The organism is Photobacterium sanguinicancri (assembly GCF_024346675.1).
In the GTDB taxonomy this organism is placed as follows: domain Bacteria; phylum Pseudomonadota; class Gammaproteobacteria; order Enterobacterales; family Vibrionaceae; genus Photobacterium; species Photobacterium sanguinicancri.
Map to the genome: position 1 here is coordinate 2,944,687 of NZ_AP024850.1, position 21,816 is coordinate 2,966,502.

A 21,816-nucleotide genomic window follows, 5' to 3' on the forward strand; every position below is an offset into this window, starting at 1 on the left:
ATTAATAATCCACATTATTAACAGCAATGTTTGTTATACGCGTTAAACTAACGTTATCAATATTACCGGTTAGAGTAATGGTGATATTTTGCTTCTTCCTTGATGTTCCAATGACTTCTTCCCTCTGAATATCAAATTTAGAAATGCTAATCATGTCATTCTGATAATCCAGCCAATGGGTACCATCATTGCAACTCCAATTAGCAATACCGTTGTAATTACGATAAATTTCGAAAGACGTCTTACCACCGTTTTCAGTTTTTAACCGATAGCCTCGAGCATCACCATCACGAGGGGTTAGTACACCAAGTGAAGAGTCTTCGTTATAGGCAAAACGAATACAGGTTCCAGTTAATGCCGTCACTGAATCATTGATTGCGATGCTCGATTTATTAGCACCTGTAGCATCCGTGAGTAAATACCCATTGGCCGATTTACAATCACCACAGTAACCAGCCCTTTTTATTTCACCACTCATTAAATACACCAAGCTATCTAGCTCAGCACTTAATATTGAACGTTTCACTTGTTGGTTACTCAATGCAACACTATGAAAGTAATTCGAGGTTACAACCGTAATCAGACCAAGCCCAATAGCACTAGATATCATTAGTTCTATTAGCGAAAAGCCTTTACTCAACCGCTTGTGCATAGCATTTTCCCTCCCCAAGCCTGATCGGAGCATGGATTAACTAAACCAATATTCGTGACCCTGATGCCAGAGATAACCTTTGTATCTGAATTACTTTGAAAAAGAACGCGTTTGTTTGTAGATGATTTCCCCGTTTGCGGACTGAATGAAAATAAAGCACCATTAGAGATATCTGCTACGTTTCCCTGTCCATCAACCGTTTTCACTTTAAATTTAATATCATCATTAATTTTAAATAAAGAATATGTATGTGTTTTATTATCACAGGTGGTATTTTCACCCACTCCTCTCATTCCTAGGCAATAATAACCAGGGGAAGTTGAATCATAATATACTTCAACATTTTTGTTTCTTTTTACTGCTTCATATTTCGCAAGCCGAACAAATCTAAATAACTCTTCTGATTTTGCTTTTATTTGATTATTGACGACTACAGTTTCAAAGCTAGGTACTGCAGCGGCTAAAACGATACCAACAATTGCGACAGTAAATAACAATTCTAATAATGTAATACCTTGGTTTCTCTTCCTGTCATACATATGATTTTCAATTATTTAAATCTTGTAATTGAAATAAAAGTATCACAAGGTATAGATTGTCGTATTAAAACTGACTTTTATTTTAGAATCACTTCATAAAATGGATGTAATAGGTATGTATGCTTTTCAAAAAGGAATGACATTGATTGAAATATTAATCGCTGTTGTGATTGTAGGGCTCATTAGTGCAATTGCTATTCCCGCCTACACCTCGCAAATCGAAAAATCACGGCGCGTAGAAGCACAAACAGGCCTGATTGAACTTCACCTGTGGGCAGAGCAATACTATACCGAGAATAAAAACTATCCAAACAGTGCTGATTTAAGTACAGGGCTTACGACTTGCTCTTCATGCACCTTATCAGATGAGTACACATTCAGTATCAATAATAGCGGTACTGGTACCCAACGGTTTGTATTAAAAGCTGCTGTAAATACAACAGGCCTCCAAAAAGGCGATCCTTGTAAGTCTTTGAGTATTGATGCGTCAGGTGCCAAGAAAGGCTCACCAAGCAGCGCTGAATGCTGGTAATTAACACATATAACAGACACAAAAAAGCCGCCGAGTTATTAAACACGGCGGCTTTTCTTTAACTTTGCGAGCTTAACGCTTAGCCAGTCAAATCATCAAAGAACTTCTTCACACCATTGAAGAAACCTTCTGATTTAGGCTTGTGCTTGCTTGCTGCTTTACCACCAAAGCTTTCTTCAAGCTCTTGCAGTAACTCTTTCTGACGTGAGCTAAGGCTAACCGGTGTTTCTACAACTAGTTTGCAGATCAAATCACCTACCGCACCACCACGTACAGATTTAACACCCTTACCACGCATACGGAACATACGGCCCGTTTGCGTTTCTGTTGGTACTTTCAGGTTTACACGGCCATCTAGAGTAGGGACTTCAACTTCGCCACCCAGTGCTGCCATTGTAAAGCTAACCGGTACTTCACAGTAAAGGTTGTTACCATCACGCTCGAAGATATGGTGCTCTGCTACGTGAACTTGTACATACAAGTCACCCGCTGGTGCACCAAACTCGCCCGCTTCACCTTCGCCAGTTAGACGAATACGGTCGCCAGTATCAACCCCTGCTGGGATTTTAACTGATAGCGTTTTGGTTTCTTCTTTACGGCCGTGACCATGACAAGTACCACAAGGGTCTTTAATGATCTTACCGCGACCATTACAGTGTGGACAGGTTTGCTGTACAGCAAAGAAGCCCTGACGCATCTGTACTTGGCCTTGACCATGACATGTACCACAAGTGGTTGCTGAAGAACCTTTCTTCGCACCGCTGCCGTCACACGTATCACAGCCAACTAATGTTGGTACACGAATCTCTTTAGAACAGCCACGTACAGCCTCTTCTAAAGTTAATTCCATGTTGTAGCGTAGATCTGCGCCACGCTGTTGACGTTGTTGTTGACGTCGGCCACCGCCGCCACCAAAGATATCGCCAAACACATCGCCGAAGATATCGCCGAAATCTGCACCACCACCGTAGCCGCCACCGCCGCCACCCATACCGCCTTGTTCAAAGGCTGCATGACCGTATTGGTCGTAAGCTGCTTTCTTCTGTGGATCCGTTAAGATTTCGTACGCCGTCTTAACTTCTTTGAATTTATCAGCCGAGCTCTCATCGCCCTGATTACGGTCAGGGTGGAACTTCATGGCAAGACGCTTATACGCCTTTTTGATATCACGCTCTGATGCATCGCGACCGACACCCAGAACTTCATATAAATCACGTTTTGACATACTAAAAGTCACCCGCCTTTAATACAGCTACGGGCGTGAGAGGTTCACTCTAACGCCCGTGCAGAAATAAGATTATGAATTAACTATCTTATTTTTTTTCGTCTTTAACTTCTTCGAATTCAGCGTCAACTACGTTGTCATCTTGTGGTTGAGCTTGCTCTGCGCCACCAGCTTGCGCTTGTTGTGCTTGAGCTTGTTGCTGAGCGATTTCCATTAGCTTTTGAGCAGCAGTCATAAGTGCTTGAACTTTAGCGTCGATAGCTTCTTTATCTTCGCCACCTTTCACTTCTTCTAGCTCTTTGATTGCTACTTCAATTTTTTCTTTCTCGTCAGCTGGAAGTGCATCACCTGCTTCTTCAATTTGCTTACGAGTGCCGTGGATCATTTGGTCAGCTTGGTTACGTACAGTCACTAACTCTTCGAACTTTTTGTCCGCTTCTTTGTTAGCTTCTGCTTCTTGAACCATTTTTTCGATTTCTTCTTCAGAAAGACCGCCAGATGCCTGGATAGTGATCTTCTGCTCTTTACCTGTTTGCTTGTCTTTAGCAGACACGTTCAGGATACCATCAGCATCTAGGTCGAATGTTACTTCGATTTGTGGCATGCCACGTGCTGCTGCTTGGATACCTTCTAGGTTAAATTGACCTAGAGACTTGTTGTAAGTCGCTTGCTTACGCTCACCTTGAAGCACGTGGATAGTTACCGCGCTTTGGTTGTCTTCAGCAGTCGAGAACACTTGATCCGCTTTTGTTGGGATAGTTGTGTTTTTCTCGATTAGCTTAGTCATCACGCCGCCCATCGTTTCGATACCGAAAGATAGAGGAGTAACATCTAGAAGAAGAACGTCTTTAACGTCGCCCGCTAGAACACCACCTTGAACAGCAGCACCTACAGCAACCGCTTCATCAGGGTTCACGTCTTTACGTGGTTCTTTACCGAAGAACTCAGTAACTTTAGCTTGAACCATAGGCATACGTGTTTGACCACCTACTAGGATAACATCAGTGATGTCGCCTACAGATAGGTCTGCATCTGCTAGTGCTACTTTTAGTGGCTCTAGAGAACGTTGAACTAGGTCTTCAACTAGTGATTCTAGTTTCGCACGTGTCACTTTAACGTTCATGTGCTTAGGACCAGTTGCATCAGCAGTAACGTAAGGAAGGTTTACGTCAGTTTGCTGTGCAGAAGATAGTTCAATCTTCGCTTTTTCAGCTGCTTCTTTAACACGCTGCATAGCAAGAGGATCGTTCTTAAGGTTGATGCCTTGCTCTTTTTTGAATTCGTCTACTAAGTAGTTGATCATGCGGTTATCGAAATCTTCACCACCAAGGTGTGTATCACCGTTAGTTGCTAGAACTTCAAATGTTTTCTCGCCTTCAACTTCATCGATTTCGATGATAGAGATATCGAATGTACCACCACCAAGGTCGTAAACCGCGATAGTGCGATCGCCACCTTGCTTATCAAGACCGTAAGCTAGTGCAGCAGCTGTTGGTTCGTTGATGATACGTTTAACATCTAGACCTGCGATACGGCCAGCATCTTTCGTTGCTTGACGCTGTGCATCGTTAAAGTAAGCAGGTACGGTTACAACTGCGCCAGTTACTGCCTCACCAAGGTAGTCTTCTGCAGTCTTTTTCATTTTCTTAAGTACTTCAGCAGATACTTGAGGAGCAGCCATTTTTTGGCCTTTCGCTTCTACCCATGCATCGCCGTTGTCAGCCTTAACAATTTTGAAAGGCATGATTTCGATATCGCGCTGTACTTCTTCGTCTTCAAAACGACGACCGATAAGACGCTTGATAGCGAAAAGGGTGTTCTCAGGGTTAGTTACCGCCTGACGCTTAGCTGGTTGACCAACTAATGTTTCACCATCTTGAGTGTAAGCAATAACAGATGCCGTTGTACGCTCACCTTCTGCGTTTTCAATTACACGTGGTTTGTCACCATCAAGTACTGCAACACAAGAGTTAGTTGTACCCAAGTCAATACCAATGATTCTACCCATCAGGCTTTCTCCGAAATTCGTTTAATTGTGCTAACTAGCAACACATCTTCAATGCCACTAGCAATTGGGCTATGCCCGAAAAATATCTTTACGATGTCGTATGACTAATAAATAAGGTCAGCCGACAGCTTTTCAAGGGGACCCAAGAAAAAAAATGCAAAAAAAATAAAAAGCCCGCCGTAGCGAGCCTTATTTAATTGCTCGCAACGATTACGCTTGCGTATCAATGTTACCCGCAGGGGCTTTCGATACCATTACCATCGCAGGGCGAATAACACGACCGTTAAGTTCGTAACCTTTTTGCATAACTAACATTACTGAGTTAGGTGCAAAATCAGCACTTTCTTGAATCGTCATCGCTTGGTGGAATTCAGGGTTAAACGCTTCGCCCATTGGGTCAATTTGCTTAAGGCCGAATTTCTCAACCGTGCTTGTCATGGTTTTCAGTGTTAGTTCAACACCTTCAAGCATTGGCTTCAGTGCTTCATCGTTTTTGTCTGTCATTTCGATAGCACGTTCCATGTTATCGATAACAGGCAGTAGCTCTTCAGCAAACTTGTTAAGCGCAAACTTACGCGCTTTATCAATTTCTTGCTCGCTACGGCGACGAACGTTTTCACCTTCAGCGCGAGCGCGTAATGACGCATCAACCGCATCTTTCGCTTTCGCATCGCTTGCTAGCAACGCCGCTTCTAATTCAGCAATACGTGCTGCTTGCAGTTCTTCCATTGTCATTTCAACAACTTCTTCCTCAGCAGATACAGTCTCAGCCGTGTCTACAGTGTTTTCCTGCTGTAGTTGCTCGTCCTGTACTTTTTTCTCTTCGTTGCTCATGCTTTCGCTTCTCCGCCAAGATATTGAGTTCAAAATATTGTGCGGGATTTAAACATTAAACCCCACACAAAAAACAGTCTTGCGCATATTATGGGGATGAACTTCAATGATTCAAGCTGATATCGTTCACAAAGCGCGACATTCTTCTCGTCCAAAGGCTATACTGCCTCCACTATCACCCGTCGGATCAAGGACATGAAGCGCATTTTTGACACTGTCGCATTAATTGGTAAACCGAGAAATCCAGATGCCTTACAAACCCATAAAGCACTGTACGATTGGCTTACGGAAAAAAAATATAATGTGTTAGTTGATCACCGCCTTGAAAACGAGATCGACGTCCCCGCCGATTGTTTTTGTGATTTACTCACTATAGGTGACAAAGCCAACCTCGCCATCGTGGTGGGTGGCGACGGCAATATGCTGGGCGCTGCACGGGTACTTTCCCGATTCGACATCGCCGTAATCGGGGTGAATCGCGGCAACCTAGGGTTCTTAACCGACCTAGACCCAGATACCTTTGATCAAGAGCTAGCAGCCGTACTGCAAGGTGAATTTGTCAGCGAGCAACGCTTTTTATTGGAAGCGGAAGTACACCGCCATGGCCAAATAAAAAGCCGCAATGCCGCTTTAAACGAAGCGGTATTACACCCCGGCAAAGTCGCGCACATGATAGAGTTTGAAGTCTATATCGACGAAGCCTTTGCTTTTTCACAGCGCTCAGATGGCTTAATTATCGCGACCCCGACAGGCTCAACGGCGTATTCATTATCTGGCGGTGGCCCGATTTTATCACCCAGCTTAAACGCCATTACCTTGGTGCCTATGTTCCCGCACACCCTCTCAAGCCGCCCATTAGTGGTTGATGGTAACCGCCGGATCAAATTATTGGTTTCGCCAGATAACGGCAGTACCCTTGAAGTAAGTTGTGATGGGCAGGTGTCGTTACCGGTTAGCCCAGGCGATGAAATTCATATTTATCAGAGCCCTGAATGCTTGCAACTGATCCACCCGAAAAACTACAGCTACTATGAAGTGCTTCGTGGCAAGCTAGGTTGGTCGAGCAAGTTGTTCTAACCCTGTATATCGCGGATACACAGTAAACCACACCATACTAAGCCAGCCATCGCGCTGGCTTTTTTGCATTTCGTCGTTCAAATATTTCACTAACTATCATTAAGTTAGATAAAAAATGAGCACTCTCCTTCTTTCATCACAAAAATGTGCACAGGTATCTTTACTGTACGTAGATACAGTATATACTGTATGAAAACACAGGTGTTGATTTAAACAGGTGAACACATGCTCGCTCATATGACGATCTCTAACTTTGCTATTGTCAAAAGTCTTGAATTTGAACTTAAGTCAGGAATGACCACCATTACTGGTGAAACTGGTGCTGGTAAATCCATTGCAATTGATGCTTTAGGCTTATGCTTGGGCGATCGCGCAGAAGCTTGCATGGTTCGCCCGAATGAAGACAAAGCTGAAATTTCAGCCGCGTTTTCACTGGCCAATAACCAAGCCGCCCGTCGCTGGTTAGAAGACAACGAATTGTGTGATGGCGACGAATGTATATTACGCCGCGTGATCACTAAAGAAGGTCGTTCACGTGGTTTTATCAACGGCAGCCCTGTACCTGCTTCACAACAAAAAGCCCTTGGCCAACTGCTGATCAACATCCATGGTCAGCATGCTCACCAACAACTGATGCGTGCCGATCACCAACAGCAAATGCTGGATCAATACGCTGGTCACCACGTATTAATGGACAAAACGCGCCAAGCATACCAAGTGTGGCGTCAGGCCAGTAACGAGCTAAAACGCTTAAGCCAAAGCCGTGAAGAAAACGAAGCCCAAAAGCAATTAATTCAATACCAAGTGAAAGAACTGGATGAATTAGCACTGGGTGAAGACGAATACCAAGAGATCGAAGAAGAGCACAAACGCCTATCCAATTCAGGTGAACTGGCAATGTCGAGCCAAAGTGCCTTAGCAATTTTGTACGATAACGACGATGGCAATGCCTTGCAATTACTGCAAATGGCCAGCCAGCAAGTGTGCGCCCTTGGCGAGCTAGATAGCCAGCTTAATACCGTGCCACAGATGCTGGAAGAAGCGATCATCCAAGTACAAGAAGCCAGCCAAGAACTGCGCTGTTATTTAGATGCGATGGACATGGATCCGCAACGCCTTGTTTATCTTGAAGAGCGATTAGCCAAGATCATGTCGTTGGCACGTAAGCACTACGTCATGCCCGCAGAGCTATACCAAAAACATCAAGATCTGCTTAAAGAGCTAGAAGACTTAGATTGTAGCGACGAACGCCTAGACGGCCTCGCCGACGAAGTAGAAGTAAAACGCCAACAATTTATTGCCCGCGCAGAAAAGCTCAGCAAAAGTCGCCAGCGTTACGCCAAAGAATTGGATAAGAAAATCTCTGACAGCATGCACCAACTGAGCATGGAGCACGGTATTTTCAATATCGACATTCAAAGCGACGCGACAGGAATGCTTAGCCCGCTGGGTTTCGACACCATTACCTTCTTGGTATCAACCAACCCGGGCCAACCTTTGCAGCCACTGGGTAAAGTGGCATCAGGGGGTGAGCTATCGCGTATATCACTGGCAATCCAAGTGATCACCGCCCAAAAAGTAGAAACACCAAGCCTGATTTTCGATGAAGTCGATGTGGGCATCAGTGGCCCGACGGCAGCGATTGTGGGAAAAATGCTGCGCACCTTGGGAGAATCCACCCAAGTCATGTGTGTTACTCACTTACCGCAAGTGGCTGGTTGTGGCCACCAACAAATGTTTGTGGCGAAAACCGCCTCTAACGGCCAGACAGAAACCAGCATGCGCCCATTGCAGCAAGATGACCGCGTTGCTGAATTGGCACGCCTATTGGGTGGCAGCGAAATCACCGAACGCACCTTAGCCAACGCAAAAGAATTGCTGATTGCGGCATAGCTAATATTTATCAGCAATCTATTTTCAGCGCCTACCCCGACAACGTGATAAAATAACCAGTACTGCCATGCAACTAATTAAAGTAATGGCAGTCTGTATACTTAACCAATACCAAAGCTGGTATTGTATTGGTTGAGATTCACTGTTTTTTATCTGCCTTTTTACTTCTGCTTCGAGCTTGTTTATTATCGCAGCAGTTAAAGCGAATACGCCGGGATGCTATGAGTTGGAAAAACATTGCCGCACTTACGTTAGCACTAAGTCTACTGGGTGGCTGTTCAGTTGTTGAACGATTGGTTTACCGTATTGACATCAACCAAGGTAACTTCTTGGAAGCAAAAGATGTTGATACACTACGATTTGGAATGAATAAAGAACAAGTACGTTATGTATTAGGTTCGCCAATGCTAGTAGAGCAAGGCCACCCTGACACTTGGTACTATGTTTACTACCACAAACCAGGTCATGGTGATCCACAGCAAAAAGACCTAACGTTAAGCTTTGATAAAGACCATAATTTAATTGGCTTATCAGGTGATTACCAGCAAGGTCCTAAGTTCATGGATGGCATGAACTAATAAAATCTGCCAATGGCCACACCTGCTAATAGGTTTTCACCTATGAAACAGATGCAAAAAAGCTCGCCTTAGCGAGCTTTTTTATGGCCGAAAAACAGCACCATTCGTTATTTATTCGCTTCTGCCGCTTTTTTGGCTTGCTCGGCACGCTTACGGCGGATCTCTTTCGGATCAGCCAGTAGCGGACGATAAATCTCGATACGATCACCATCGCGCACTGTCGCATCAAGCTTCACATTACGGCTATACACACCCACCTTATTTTTCTTTAGGTCGATGTCTGGGTACATTTCAAGTACACCTGATTGTTCGATAATCGCCTGTACTTTAGTATCAGACGTGATCGCAAGTTTAATGACTCGCTGCGCCACAGGCAGTGCATACACTACCTCGACATGAATTAACTTATCGTCAGAATTCATAAACTTCTTTTGCTCGTTGCGTAAAAGCAGACACCATATTACCGGTTAACTCTTTAAATACTTTCCCGAACGCCATTTCAACAATCGCATTAGTAAATTCAAAATCAAGATTAAGCTCTACTTTACAAGCTTCAGCATCGAGTTCGATAAACTTCCAGCCACCAACCAACTTCTGAAAAGGGCCTTCAACAAGCTGCATTTCAATATTTTGAAAACTGGTTAACTGGTTACGGGTAACAAACGTTTTCTTGATCCCAGCCTTAGCCACATCAACAGATGCCATCATGTGCAATTCAGAACTTTCCAGTACTTTCGAGCCTGAACAGCCTGGCAAAAAGGCAGGATAAGACTCAACATCGTTAACCAATTCAAACATTTGCTTGGCGCTAAAAGGGACTAACGCAGAGCGAGTGATCTGAGGCATAGTTTCTCCTTAACCCTTAGACGAAAGTAATGATACCATTACTGCGCTAACAGCCAAAATAGGGAATACAGCGCATAATCGCTTACCAAGGTAAGACCGATGCCCCCTGTAATTCTCTCGACCGCCCCTAAACAGTGCGGGACACAGAATAAAAAGAGTATTTATGGCCAAGAAAAAACCAAGTAAACCGGGTAGCAATACCATTGCAAAAAACCGCTCCGCGCGTCATGAGTTTTCGATTGACGACGAATATGAAGCAGGCCTCTCGCTACAAGGGTGGGAAGTAAAAGCGATTCGTGACGGTAAAATCAACATTTCAGAGAGTTATGTCTTCCTGCGTAATGGCGAAGCCTTTATCTCTGGTGTCACTATTACCCCACTGAATGCCGCTTCTACCCACGTTGTTGCTGACCCAACACGAGTGCGTAAACTGCTGCTTAACCGCCGTGAAATCGAAAAGCTAGAACATGCTGTAAACCGTGATGGTGAAACCATTGTGGCATTAACCATGTACTGGAAGGCATCTTGGGTTAAAATAAAGATAGGCACCGCGCGAGGCAAGAAATTGCACGATAAGCGTAGTGACAGTAAAGATCGTGATTGGCAGCGTGATAAAGCGCGCATCATGAAACACAGCGCAAGATAGTCAACTTGTGGCTAAGTGTTCGATTTTTATCCATAAACACTTAGTCACATCGTAATTTGTTGACGCATATATAAAGTATGCTAATATCGAACGCGTAACACCTCTGGGGCTGATTCAGGATTCGACAGGATCACGAAGGCTTTGGGAGCATGTCGTGGGGCGGTTTGCCACGTTAAAAGCCGCAAAAAAATAGTCGCAAACGACGAAAACTACGCACTAGCAGCTTAATACTCTGCTGAGAGCGCTCCTGCCCTAGCTTCCGCTTGTAAGACGGGGATTAACAGGGGTTCAAACCCAAACGAGATAGCGAGGGAACCTTTGACTAGAGAGGTGAACCGCGAAATAGAATTCTGGTATGTATTCGCATAGCGTGTCTGTTCGCAGTGTCGGGTACGAGAATAAAGACAGACTAAGCATGTAGCGCCTCTGGTTAGACTGATTTTGGACGCGGGTTCAAATCCCGCCAGCTCCACCAATTCAACATTTAAAGACGTCCACGGGCGTCTTTTTTTGTGCCTATAACTTATTAAAATCAACTACTTACAATCCACCACTATCCACTGAGGTTTACTTTTGTTCGGTAACAGCTCAAGATAATAAACACCCAGATAGACACCCAAAACAAAAAGGTGCCATTCTTGGGTGTCTATTTTTGTATGGGGATGTTGATTATGGCAAGAAGAGTTACACAACTAACTGCAACAGAAGTAAAACAAGCCAAACCGAAAGATAAAGATTACGACCTTTACGATGGTAACGGCTTACAGCTACGAGTGAGGAAGAACGCCAATAAAGTCTGGTGCTTGATCTATAAACACCCCGTCTCACTAAAACGAATTCGTATGACTCTTGGCAACTATCCGGATCTATCACTTGCGATAGTAAGAAAAATTGCAGCAGAACATCGTGAATTGATTAGCCAAGGTATCGACCCCAAAGAACATAGGCAAAAGAAACAAGAAGAAAATATTGCCATCACTGTGCATACATTACGCAATGTATCTGAGAGCTGGTTTGACAAGAAAAAGAAGAAAGTCACCCCGGATCACGCTGATGATATTTGGCGTTCATTCGAGCTGCACCTTTTCCCGTCTTTGGGAAAAACTCCGGTATCCCAAATATCTGCACCAATGGTGATAAAAGTACTACGCCCACTAGAAATAAAAGGCAACTTAGAAACACTAAAAAGAGTCGCTCAACGACTCAATGAAGTGATGATTTTTTCTGTGAACACTGGCCTAGTACACGCCAACCCTCTTGCTGGAATTCGCGCAGCTTTCGATACACCATCCAAAAAGAACATGGCTACCATCGAACCTGCTGAGCTTCCAGACTTAATGAGCGCATTAAATCAAGCGAGTATTAAAATCCAAACACGGTGCCTTATTGAATGGCAACTACATACTTTAGCGCGACCAAGTGAAGCCAGTGGTACACGTTGGGACGAAATTGATTTTGAAAACAATCTCTGGATTATCCCTGCTGAAAGAATGAAAAAACGCAAAGAACATAGAATACCACTAACAGACCAAACGTTGGCAATCCTAACAATCATGCAGGCATTATCTGGTCACTCCGTCTACGTGTTCTCTAGTGCTAGTGACCCCAAGAAAGCGATGAATAGCCAAACTGCAAACATGGCACTTAAACGTATGGGTTATGCAGGAAAACTTCACGCTCATGGACTAAGAGCCCTCGCCTCTACAACTCTCAATGAACAAAGCTTTGATTCCGACTTAATTGAAGCGGCCTTAGCTCATATCGATAAAAATGAAGTACGTGCTACGTACAATCGAACTGATTACCTAGAGCGCCGCCGTCCTATGATGGACTGGTGGAGTAAACATATCGAAACAGCTGCTCAAGGAACTGGCTCACTAACAGGTAGGAAAGCCATAAGAGTGGTTGGAGAAGGCTGATAACTCGTTTTTAATTAGTGACTAGATTCTACTTTGCATACATTATTTTCTTCCTGACTTCCTTACGGTTACTTCGCAATGCAGAGCTTTCACTCTTTTTAGCCAAAACCAATGGTTTAGCTAGAGGAAGATCTTGCTTTAAGGATACCAACTCCTGTTCAAGCACATCATTTTGTTTTTTTAGTGCTAAGAGTTCATCATCCAGATCTTCTATCTGAGTATCTTGCTCTCCTATTGTTTTACAGGCTTGTTCATACTCTGGCTCTACTTTCTTTAGCCTCTCCAGCTCTTCGATCTTGTTTTGGCTTTCAGTAATAAGAAGATCAACCATTGCCTTGATCGAAAACCCATTACTTTTGGCTAATTGAACAGCGATATTGTACGAATTTTCAGAAATGGATATGTTGATTTGTTTATTATCCTTCCTACTCTTTTGAGCTCGCCAAGCACTACTTGCTTGCTGTAACAGTAACTTGTTGTCACTTATCGATTCATCTAAATCTTTTAAGTATTCTATTGCTGAGGTTGTACTTCTGGATGCTGAATTGGCTAAACCTGTATCCCAAAGAATCTTTTTTTTGAGCAAATATTCTGCTGCCCACTTTTTTTGTTTCAGAGAACCAGTTAACCAGCTTTTAGCATTACTTCTACGTCCCATACTCATAACACCATTCATAAACACTGCTCATACTTTGCCACAGTAATGGAATACAGTTCGTGACTTAATCACCAGAAATAGCCATTACGCATTTCCGCACCGTGTAATGTGATACAGTATTTGAACTCTAAATACCTACTGGTAAAATTAGGAATATTGATGGATTACGCCATGAAAGAGGTCGAAATACTCTCAAGAGCTTTGCTGTATATCGATGAGAATAGCCAGAAGTTTGAAGCATCACCAGAAGCTAAAATGCTCTGGATTAAACTACTTATTCTTACTCGGTGTGATAATTGGCAAACGACACTCGCTAGTCGTGAGTTGTGCGCATGCCTGCGAATAAGTAGCAGTACTTTTACTAAATCAGTTAAGCAGCTAGAGAAAGTAAGACTGCTTTGTAGGGATTCATTTGAGACAGGTAAGGGTGGGAACAGCTACCGATACCATGTCACTCTTCCACGTAATCGTAATGCTAAAGGTATGCACGTGAGCGCTCCCTTTTTAAAGTTGAGTTCGACATTTATTCATTATGAAGGTTTGTTAAACAATGCAAAAAAACCATCACTAGCTAATAAATTGATCTTTCTTGTCCTGCTGCATTTTAGTGATGATTTTGGTCATGTATCTGAACTTGGACGTGCAAAAATCGCCGACATTACCGGTATGAATAAAGAAAGAGTGAAATCGCATGTTGAACGATTAAGTTCATTAGGGCTTATTCACAAGGTTGAACCCGGTGGAACTATCCCTCAACTGATGGGTAATGTCTCCACACAGTACTATCTAAATATCTGGCACTCAGCATTTCAACAACAAGTTCACGGATATCGCTTCACCCAGCAAAACCTGATTATGGCAGCGAGTTTGACAGATACAGTCATTTCTTTTATCACGGATCATAAGTCAGAGCCTCACCTTTTAGATTACCCTCTCAACGCATTTTATGAATCATCGTTAATTGCATCCGTGAAAGTAAGTATTGATGCCTGCCAAGTAAGATACTTCTTCACAGGAGAAAATAGAAAGCTGCTGGCTAATCATATAGAGCTTAAAGTGAATGATATAGCCTCTTATTTGCTAAGCCAGCACTGGAACATGATTGATGGTACCTCTCTTATTTCAGGAAAGGCACCAGATGAATTGTTATCCGATGATGTCCTTGCTGATTCAATAGCAGAAAGGTTTCTACCAGAGTCTGTGATGCATCATCATAAAAAAAATACAGACTTCCAACGCAATTACAATGAAGACTCCTTGGCTAATGAGGCTTTGGACACTGAAGCTCATGATATCGACGTTTTACCCGGAGCAAAGGAGCTGGTTAACCTAGTTGTACATATGGCATGGGCTAAAGCTATCGAAGCCAAAAATGTGATTACTATGAACAGAAAGCTCTCTGATAATTTACCAGAACAAGGCATTTACAAAGTCCTGCCATACTCAGCAAAGGGAAATGGGATTGATATAATTGTCAGCCATTAGACGCACTAGCTATTAGCCGAATGCACTCTTGTTGAAATGCATAACTTCAGAGTGACTACGATTAAGAACATCCTAGCTAGGCCCAATCTTTGACTATCCATAGGCATGACTCCGGTACTACAGCCTAGAAAGAAACAATGCCCTCGGTGGATTAGTAATATAGCTACTATACAAACACTCTTTATAAGAGCATTACTAGCAGTACTACACTCAGTAGCCACACTACTGATGCATACAGTACATGTTGATTAGTCAGTTAAGATCTCTAGCCATAGGCAATAGAGATTCACTCACTGCTACGACAGAACGGTTTTATGTAAATTGTTACGCATCATTCTCTTTCTATGTGAAATCAAATAACACATAGGAGAGATTTTCATGAACATGTTTCAATTTTCTCAAATCCCACTTAGCTACGGTTCTTTAAACCAACACCACCTTGCCCGTATCAATGACACTGTTATGGGAGCCCTAGCGCTCCATCCTAGAACACTCATCGCTCGAGTTGATCTACGTATACTTAACAATGGGGGGTACTCTGATAACCCACTAGAACGTGATGTACCAACCTGTTTTGTTAATATAGGTGTTGGTTTGATTAAGCGATTTATAGCTTCATTAAATGCTCAGATCGCTACAGATCAGATGAATAAAGCGAAGGAAGGAAAGCGAGTCTATAACTGCCCATTAAATTACGTTTGGGTAAGGGAACGTAGTACGAGTCATAATGAACATTACCATATTGCACTGGTGGTCAATCAGGATGCTTACTATCCATTTGGTAGGCTTCATTACGAGGGGACTCTTGCTTGTATGGTAAACAGAGCATGGGCTAGTGCATTAGGGCTTACGACAGATGAGGTTGAGGGGTTAGTTCATATCCCTGAGCGTCCAATGTATACGTTGAACCGCAATCACCCACCAGCACGATTTCAGAAAGATCTAGGTGAAGTAGCGGTTAGGTTGGCTTACTTGGCAAAGGCTGAAACAAAGATACTTGGTGATGGTCGCCGTAACTTTGGATGCAGTAATCCTAGGAAAGGTTGATTTAGTAATACAGCAAAGCTTGTAAAACATGGACACACTAGAATATTTACCGAGGTGTGACCCTGTTTAAGTTACTAGAACTCTTGCTCTAGGTAAGAGGCAATATTTTGATATCTATTAGGTTTTAAAGTTCAATAAGTGCTAGATTATGCTCATAATCTCATACAATCGGAAAGTCGACATCATGGCCACTCGGATGTTAAAAGTTGAAGTCGAGAGTGACTTCTTAAGTAAAGTATCAAATGCCTCATCTTATGTTGCCATATCTGAACTTATATGGAATGCACTAGACGCTGATGCAAACAAAGTCACTGTTAAGCTGAATGAAGACACGTTGTATGGGGGATTAACAAATATCGAAATCACGGACGATGGATTCGGTATCACTGATAAAATTGCGGATAAGCACTTCAGTAAACTCGGTGGTTCATGGAAAAAATTTAAACATAAGACTGATTCTGGACGCTTCTTACATGGTCAGGAGGGACAGGGACGATTTAAACCTTTTTCTCTAGGAAAAGTGATTGATTGGGAAACGGTATATTCTGATGAACAAGAAAGTGCTTTAAAAACTTTTACGATAACTGGGATGGCCGATGATATTGGTAACTTTAGAGTTACAGATTCCGAACACACTAAAAGTAAGCATTGCGGTACAACTGTTCGCATCTCAGAGCTAAGTAAGAAAGGTCTCACTGTCTCTGAAAAGGGGCTTTCTAATTATGTATCCTGTGCATTTGCTATTTACTTATCTAAGTACCCTGATGTTCAACTATATGTAAATGATATCAAGATCGATCCTGCCGAGCAGATTCTACATCAAGAAACACTTGATCTTGATCCAGTAACATTTGAAGGGGAGTCTTTTAACTATTCTCTGAGAGTTATTGAATGGAAATGTGATACTAAAAACGAGCTTCATTTTTGCGATTCAAATGGTTTCCCTTTACATTCTCATGATAAACCGATCAGAGGTACTAGCGAATTCGAATTTACAGCGTATTTAGTATCTGAACATATTAGTAAGCTATCTTCTAAAGGAGTTCTTGAATTAGGTGGCCTAGAACCTACTTTATCTGCACCTCTACGAGATGCTATCGATAAGCTGAAGCATCACTTATTCCTTCGTAAGTTGGCCAAATCAGCCAACATTATCCAAAAATGGAAAGATGAAGAAATATACCCTTATGAAGGAGGATATAGTGATGCGATAGATGAAGTCGAGAGACAAATGTTCGATGTTCTAGCTGTGAATATTAGTCAAGAGTTACCCGAGTTTGAAAAGGCTCCAGTTAAAGTAAAACGTCTTCAATTTCGGTTACTCAAGCAGATAGTGTCTTCAAACCCTAATGATCTACAGGTCATTTTTGAAGAAGTTTTGAGCTTGTCGTTAAAGAAGCAAAAAGAGCTTGCCGAGCTGCTTGAAGATATCAGCCTTACATCGATAATTAATGCATCTAAAACTATATCTGATCGATTGAAGTTTATCGTTGGCTTAGAGCACATCATATTTGACCCTGAAAAGAAAAAGGTCCTTAAGGAACGCTGTCAACTACACAAGATTCTAGCAGAGAATACTTGGGTATTTGGTGATGCGTTTACAATGTCTGTAAATGATCAATCTCTTACTGAAGTTCTTAAGAAGCACCTAAAATCTATGAAAGTAGACTTGATTCCAGATGAACCTGTAACGAGGGTAGACAAATCAAGAGGAATTGTTGACTTGATGCTTACTCAATCGGTCCCCCAAAACCATGCGGATCAATTAGAGCACCTGGTGATTGAGCTAAAAGCCCCTAAGGTTCCTATTGGACCTAAAGAGATACAGCAGATTGAATCTTATGCATTTGCTGTTGCAAGTGATGAGAGGTTTAACAAGTTGGATGTAAAGTGGAACTTTTGGATTGTTTCAAACGATACAACTGAGTATACCGATCATAAACTAAAAGCAGATAAAACGGGACAAGGTATCATTCATCAGACAGATAACATGGTTATTCAAGTTAAAACTTGGGGACAACTAATTAAAGAATGCAAACATAGATTAGAGTTCGTCCGTTCTCATTTGGATCTCGATGTTACTACAACCGAAGGGCTACAATTTTTAAAGGCTCACTATGCTGATTTTACTAAGGATGTCATCTTTGAAGATGAACTCGTTTCCGAGCAGTAAGTAAAAAATGAACCAATAAAAGAAGAATATGCACAAACATAGTGTAAGCGTTATGCTTACACTATGTTTGTATCACTTGGCTGAAGCTTAATTTTCATCACCTATCTACACGGTATTGATTCTGTATTCATAACACTAACTCCCTAAAGTCATTATCAATATCATCTTGTGTCACGCCAATGTAGCGCAGTGTGACACCTTCTGAACTGTGGCGAAGCATTCGCATCACTCGTGCAATATCTTTGGTGCTTTTGTAGAGGTGGTAGCCTCTGGTCTTTCGCATCGAGTGCGTCCCCAACGGAAAACTAATCTCTTCACCAATCGACGAGAACGCTTGGCTAACCGCTCGACGACTCAATGGATTGGCAGCTTTGTTTATTGCTTGCTGATTTCGGTAAGATTGGAATAGGTAGATGTGGTGGGGGTTCTCCTTTTTAATGCGAAGGATAATTTCTAAGCTTCTTGGGTTTAGTGCTATCTGCGCTACTTTGCCCGTTTTAGATTCACGGATGGTTAAACGGTCTTCTTCAATGTCGCTAAACTTAATCGCCAGTAAATCAGAAATCCTCAAAGCGAGATTGATACCGACATTCCAGATGTCGGACATTTGCTTACTATGCCGTATTTCTAATAAGTGGCCGATGAGCTGGATTGTGTCACGGTTTTTCACCGCTTGAACTTCTGCCATAACGCAGCTTCCTTTTTTCGATGAAAATGATGATTAGAGGAACTTCAAAGCAAGCCAGAAACGAAAAGCCTTGTTCCATAAGGGTTGGCAAGTTCCCAAATTGCTAAAATGGGAACTTGGATGCTTTTCAGCTCTTAGTTACTTTGATTTGGTCAAACACACCATCAGATAAATACTCCAAAAAGTTACCTTCCCATGTTCGATAGAAAGATTTCACTTCTCGATGTGCTAAAGCGCAAGGAGCTAAAAACATCTGCCTGAATATGTTGCTCTCAATATTGAAATCAAGCTCGATGGCTAGCTCTGGATAGACACCTCCAGAATAGGCAAAGTCGGTGATGTAACAGAGTCGCCACTTATCACCTTCATTACGGATCATGATTTCTATTGGATGATATCCACCAGCTTCAGCGTTATAGCCCGTGTCACGAAAGTTAATGGTTAAGGCCTCTGAATAGTAATCAAGGCTCGCTTGCTGAACCTGTTTAGTGATGGCGTTATGAAAGCGAGTAGAGATAGGCAGTACACAAGGGTGAAACTGCATCGTTTGAATTTTGGTTGTGGCTGGCATGGTATGCCTCCTAGGTTAGTGGTGATGCGATAGATGATTCACTGGGCGTATCGATATTGACGAGTGTTGCTTGGATACCATCAAAGGAGCCTTGCTGAATTTGCTTGAGGAAAGACCGTTCATAGCTTTGATATAGGCTGGTTACTTGTGGCTGGTGGAGCTCACAGCGTTCAATGTCCGGTTGATAGAACCATCCACGCAGAAAATTGAAGTAAAGCTCGACCGCTATCTTTTCGGTTTGCTCGTCTGGATAAGCAAAGCTAGCAATAAAGACGATGCCCCAATGAGGATTGTCTGATTGGCTTGTCGCTCTGTTGAGTTGGATCTCGACAGGATGAAAGCCGCTACGGTCTTGGTAATAGCTCGACACTCGAAAGTTAAGGGCGATACGTGTAGCAAAGGTAGGGATATCTAATTGCTCAACGAGGACATTGAGGTATTCCACTAGCAGTCGATGCGGTGTGGTTTGGTTCATAGCAAACCTCGCTCAGCAAAAGACACACATTGCTCACCTACGACGACATGATCTAAGACGCGGATATCAACTAGCGCTAATGCATCAGACAGACGTTGAGTGATTCTACGATCGGCTTGTGATGGCTCAGGTAATCCAGATGGATGATTATGACCAAAGATAACCGCCGCCGAGTTGAGTAGTAATCCTTCCTTGACGACTTCCCTTGGGTAAACGCTAGCGGCATCAATGGTGCCAAAGAACATCTCTTTGTATTCAATCAACTGATTTTGATTATCAAGAAACATCACGGCAAATACTTCTCTGTCGTAATGCGCCAGTTTCATCTGTAGATATTGCTTAGTGTTTTCAGGGCTGGTGAATGACCCTGCCCGGGCATACTTGGCCGCGAGCATGGTTGCAGCGGTCTCTAGGATTTGACGAAGCTCTGTAGGCTCGTTTGGCGTGTAATGACTTGAATGCATGTACTTTCCTTCTTGTGCGTTAAAGGTATGTGCACCCAAGTAATATGTGGCTAAAAAATAATGGAATCCTTCCCCATATAAGCAGCCCAACCACGCTGGGCCGCTTTAGGTTATGGTTGCTGTTTATCTTGTTGTTTAGCCCAGTTGTAACCGCTCACAACGCCATAGATGAACAATTCGATTAGTGTTTTAGTCGGTTGGTGGGAATTCACCGTTAGCCTCCTTGTTGATGTGGTATAAGCCTGCGCCAACGATAAAGCCAGCAATGAACACAAACGGCATAAGAGCCTCCTGCTTAGTTTGATTTAGAAAAGTGCATAAATGGAAGCCTACGACTAGCTGGCTTCAGAAAGGTAATGTGTGGTTGAAAAAAGTTGGAGTGTGGTGATTTACGTAGTGAAGTAATTAACTGCACATTCTCGTTATCTCATGAGTTGAACTAACTGGAATTCATCATGAGATTAATCAAACTAAAAGAAGTAATGACCTTAACTAGCCTCGCTCGTTCTACCATCTACAAGTACATGAGCGAAGGGCAATTTCCAAAAACAGTGCCACTAGGTTGTCGTTCGGTAGGATGGGTAGAAGAAGAGATAACGGATTGGATATTGGAAAGGATTGGTGAGCGAGATAACACAGAGTAATACATAACTAAAAGGAAGCTATTACAGCTTCCTTCTATGCCATGTTGTTTCTAACAAACTTTTGCCCCTTTATGAGTTTCAGGTACAGCAAGGCCCATAACTAAATCTAATGCTAAGTAACAAAAATTATCTGAATGTTAATAAATCCACTGGCTCTGCTACGTTCGCTAGGGCTGTCGATTTTCCTTTTCCATTATTTGTTGGGCAATCTCAATCATGCTGTTACTTACGATATCAGGCATCAAATAATATGAGTTATAGGGTGCACCAGAACGATTAATATAAGCCGCTTTTAAACCGGCACTAAGTGCACCGTGGGTATCCCAATCATGGGTTGCAACAAGTCGTGCTTGAGAGGGGGCAATTTGTAGTTGTTGCAGTGCAAATAGATAAGCAGATTTGGATGGTTTAAACGTGTTGGCCTGCTCAACCGAAATGGTGTCGTCAAAATAATCCTTTAATCCTGCGAAAGACAACTGCGAGTTGAGAAGTTTAGTCGAAGAGTTTGATAGCGCCACTAACCTAAAGCCAGACAGTTTTAGCATATCCATCGCCGGTTTAACATCTTCATGAGCAGGTAATGCCGCAAGCGTGCTCAAAATATCTTGGTAGCCTTCATCTGAAATGGATTTATCTAGGCGACCAGCAAGAGCCTTTAATGCCGTCAATGCAAGGCTTTTGAAATCACTATGGACCGTGGTAACTAGGCATACTGTTGATGAATGTAATAGCATAGAAAACCAAGTGGTCATATAGTCTTCGCTGCCAAAGTAATGATTAAACTTTGGCTTAAGCCGATTTAAGTCGAGTACGGTCTCATTGATATCGAATAAAATAGTTTGTACTGGCATAACATTTTCCT

The 21,816-nt window shown here is 42.6% G+C and carries 23 protein-coding genes and 1 other RNA gene; 11 read left to right on the forward strand and 13 right to left on the reverse strand.

All coding sequences use genetic code 11. The annotated features are described in order from the left end of the window. Window position 1 precedes the first annotated feature (1 nt). Together OCU87_RS13635 and OCU87_RS13640 are read right to left on the reverse strand one after the other, a co-directional pair. Window positions 2–652: a PilW family protein gene (locus OCU87_RS13635; RefSeq protein WP_261857392.1), complete on the reverse strand. Its 651-nt coding sequence runs from the start codon at window positions 650–652 to the stop codon at window positions 2–4. After that, window positions 637–1,191 carry a pilus assembly FimT family protein gene (locus OCU87_RS13640; RefSeq protein ID WP_062691334.1) on the reverse strand — a complete coding sequence of 185 codons (555 nt, stop codon included), beginning with the start codon at window positions 1,189–1,191 and terminating at the stop codon, window positions 637–639. The genes OCU87_RS13635 and OCU87_RS13640 overlap by 16 nt, the downstream gene beginning before the upstream one ends. A 142-nt stretch (window positions 1,192–1,333) precedes the next feature. On the opposite strand from OCU87_RS13640, the gene OCU87_RS13645 reads away from it, so the two are divergent. Continuing rightward, window positions 1,334–1,723: a type IV pilin protein gene (locus tag OCU87_RS13645; protein WP_261857393.1), complete on the forward strand. Its 390-nt coding sequence runs from the start codon at window positions 1,334–1,336 to the stop codon at window positions 1,721–1,723. Between the two features lie 79 nt (window positions 1,724–1,802). On the opposite strand, the gene dnaJ is transcribed toward OCU87_RS13645, so the two are convergent. The 3 genes from dnaJ to grpE form a co-directional block, all read right to left on the reverse strand. After that, window positions 1,803–2,948: a molecular chaperone DnaJ gene (gene dnaJ / locus OCU87_RS13650; RefSeq protein WP_062691332.1), complete on the reverse strand. Its 1,146-nt coding sequence runs from the start codon at window positions 2,946–2,948 to the stop codon at window positions 1,803–1,805. A gap of 88 nt (window positions 2,949–3,036) precedes the next feature. Beyond that, on the reverse strand, window positions 3,037–4,956 hold the full coding sequence (dnaK, locus tag OCU87_RS13655) for a molecular chaperone DnaK (RefSeq protein ID WP_062691331.1): 1,920 nt from the start codon (window positions 4,954–4,956) through the stop codon (window positions 3,037–3,039). A gap of 210 nt (window positions 4,957–5,166) precedes the next feature. Further along, on the reverse strand, window positions 5,167–5,790 hold the full coding sequence (gene grpE / locus OCU87_RS13660; protein WP_062691330.1) for a nucleotide exchange factor GrpE: 624 nt from the start codon (window positions 5,788–5,790) through the stop codon (window positions 5,167–5,169). Between the two features lie 186 nt (window positions 5,791–5,976). Between grpE and nadK the strand changes: the two genes are divergently transcribed. The 3 genes from nadK to bamE all read left to right on the forward strand — a co-directional run bounded on the left by nadK (window position 5,977) and on the right by bamE (window position 9,338). Continuing rightward, window positions 5,977–6,867: an NAD(+) kinase gene (gene nadK, locus OCU87_RS13665; protein WP_390960832.1), complete on the forward strand. Its 891-nt coding sequence runs from the start codon at window positions 5,977–5,979 to the stop codon at window positions 6,865–6,867. 225 nt (window positions 6,868–7,092) lie between these two features. After that, the gene (gene recN, locus OCU87_RS13670; protein WP_094958036.1) at window positions 7,093–8,760 is read left to right on the forward strand and encodes a DNA repair protein RecN; all 1,668 of its coding nucleotides are present in this window, start codon (window positions 7,093–7,095) and stop codon (window positions 8,758–8,760) included. Between the two features lie 221 nt (window positions 8,761–8,981). After that, complete coding sequence (gene bamE, locus OCU87_RS13675; protein ID WP_062691329.1) at window positions 8,982–9,338, forward strand: outer membrane protein assembly factor BamE; 357 nt, start codon at window positions 8,982–8,984, stop codon at window positions 9,336–9,338. Window positions 9,339–9,445: 107 nt separating this feature from the next. Here the strand turns inward: bamE and OCU87_RS13680 are convergent, their stop codons facing one another. Both OCU87_RS13680 and OCU87_RS13685 read right to left on the reverse strand, forming a co-directional pair. Continuing rightward, window positions 9,446–9,760, reverse strand: coding sequence for an RnfH family protein (locus tag OCU87_RS13680; protein WP_062691328.1), 315 nt, complete (start codon window positions 9,758–9,760; stop codon window positions 9,446–9,448). Beyond that, window positions 9,750–10,184, reverse strand: a complete 435-nt coding sequence (locus OCU87_RS13685) for an SRPBCC family protein (protein ID WP_062691327.1) — start codon at window positions 10,182–10,184, stop codon at window positions 9,750–9,752. The genes OCU87_RS13680 and OCU87_RS13685 overlap by 11 nt, the downstream gene beginning before the upstream one ends. Window positions 10,185–10,347: 163 nt before the next feature. Here OCU87_RS13685 and smpB point away from each other — a divergent pair, with 163 nt between their 5' ends. From smpB to OCU87_RS13700, 3 genes are all read left to right on the forward strand, one after another. Continuing rightward, on the forward strand, window positions 10,348–10,830 hold the full coding sequence (gene smpB / locus OCU87_RS13690; protein WP_062691326.1) for an SsrA-binding protein SmpB: 483 nt from the start codon (window positions 10,348–10,350) through the stop codon (window positions 10,828–10,830). 105 nt (window positions 10,831–10,935) lie between these two features. After that, window positions 10,936–11,305: a transfer-messenger RNA gene (gene ssrA, locus OCU87_RS13695) on the forward strand. Window positions 11,306–11,501: 196 nt separating this feature from the next. Continuing rightward, complete coding sequence (locus OCU87_RS13700) at window positions 11,502–12,749, forward strand: integrase domain-containing protein (protein ID WP_261857394.1); 1,248 nt, start codon at window positions 11,502–11,504, stop codon at window positions 12,747–12,749. 28 nt (window positions 12,750–12,777) lie between these two features. Here the strand turns inward: OCU87_RS13700 and OCU87_RS13705 are convergent, their stop codons facing one another. Then, the gene (locus tag OCU87_RS13705; RefSeq protein ID WP_261857395.1) at window positions 12,778–13,425 is read right to left on the reverse strand and encodes a hypothetical protein; all 648 of its coding nucleotides are present in this window, start codon (window positions 13,423–13,425) and stop codon (window positions 12,778–12,780) included. Window positions 13,426–13,566: 141 nt separating this feature from the next. On the opposite strand from OCU87_RS13705, the gene OCU87_RS13710 reads away from it, so the two are divergent. The 3 genes from OCU87_RS13710 (at window position 13,567) to OCU87_RS13720 (ending at window position 18,112) form a co-directional block, all read left to right on the forward strand. After that, entirely contained in the window at window positions 13,567–14,892 is a 1,326-nt protein-coding gene (locus OCU87_RS13710; RefSeq protein WP_261857396.1) for a helix-turn-helix domain-containing protein, read from the forward strand. A gap of 378 nt (window positions 14,893–15,270) precedes the next feature. Continuing rightward, entirely contained in the window at window positions 15,271–15,939 is a 669-nt protein-coding gene (locus OCU87_RS13715; RefSeq protein ID WP_261857397.1) for an inovirus Gp2 family protein, read from the forward strand. 196 nt (window positions 15,940–16,135) lie between these two features. After that, window positions 16,136–18,112 carry an ATP-binding protein gene (locus OCU87_RS13720; protein WP_261857398.1) on the forward strand — a complete coding sequence of 659 codons (1,977 nt, stop codon included), beginning with the start codon at window positions 16,136–16,138 and terminating at the stop codon, window positions 18,110–18,112. Window positions 18,113–18,239: 127 nt separating this feature from the next. Here the strand turns inward: OCU87_RS13720 and OCU87_RS13725 are convergent, their stop codons facing one another. From OCU87_RS13725 to radC, 4 genes are all read right to left on the reverse strand, one after another. Continuing rightward, a complete protein-coding gene (locus OCU87_RS13725; protein ID WP_261857399.1) occupies window positions 18,240–18,800 on the reverse strand; it encodes a tyrosine-type recombinase/integrase in 561 nt (186 codons plus the stop codon). Between the two features lie 127 nt (window positions 18,801–18,927). Next, window positions 18,928–19,371: a DUF2787 family protein gene (locus tag OCU87_RS13730; RefSeq protein ID WP_059021353.1), complete on the reverse strand. Its 444-nt coding sequence runs from the start codon at window positions 19,369–19,371 to the stop codon at window positions 18,928–18,930. A gap of 10 nt (window positions 19,372–19,381) precedes the next feature. After that, window positions 19,382–19,846 (reverse strand): DUF2787 domain-containing protein, encoded by a 465-nt coding sequence (locus OCU87_RS13735; RefSeq protein ID WP_059021355.1) that lies wholly within the window; start codon window positions 19,844–19,846, stop codon window positions 19,382–19,384. Then, a complete protein-coding gene (gene radC, locus OCU87_RS13740) occupies window positions 19,843–20,310 on the reverse strand; it encodes a RadC family protein (protein ID WP_059021357.1) in 468 nt (155 codons plus the stop codon). The genes OCU87_RS13735 and radC overlap by 4 nt, the downstream gene beginning before the upstream one ends. A 455-nt stretch (window positions 20,311–20,765) precedes the next feature. Between radC and OCU87_RS13745 the strand changes: the two genes are divergently transcribed. Next, window positions 20,766–20,954 (forward strand): AlpA family transcriptional regulator, encoded by a 189-nt coding sequence (locus OCU87_RS13745; RefSeq protein ID WP_059021359.1) that lies wholly within the window; start codon window positions 20,766–20,768, stop codon window positions 20,952–20,954. A 167-nt stretch (window positions 20,955–21,121) separates the two neighbouring features. Here the strand turns inward: OCU87_RS13745 and OCU87_RS13750 are convergent, their stop codons facing one another. Then, window positions 21,122–21,805 (reverse strand): haloacid dehalogenase type II, encoded by a 684-nt coding sequence (locus OCU87_RS13750; RefSeq protein ID WP_059021362.1) that lies wholly within the window; start codon window positions 21,803–21,805, stop codon window positions 21,122–21,124. Window positions 21,806–21,816 lie beyond the last annotated feature (11 nt).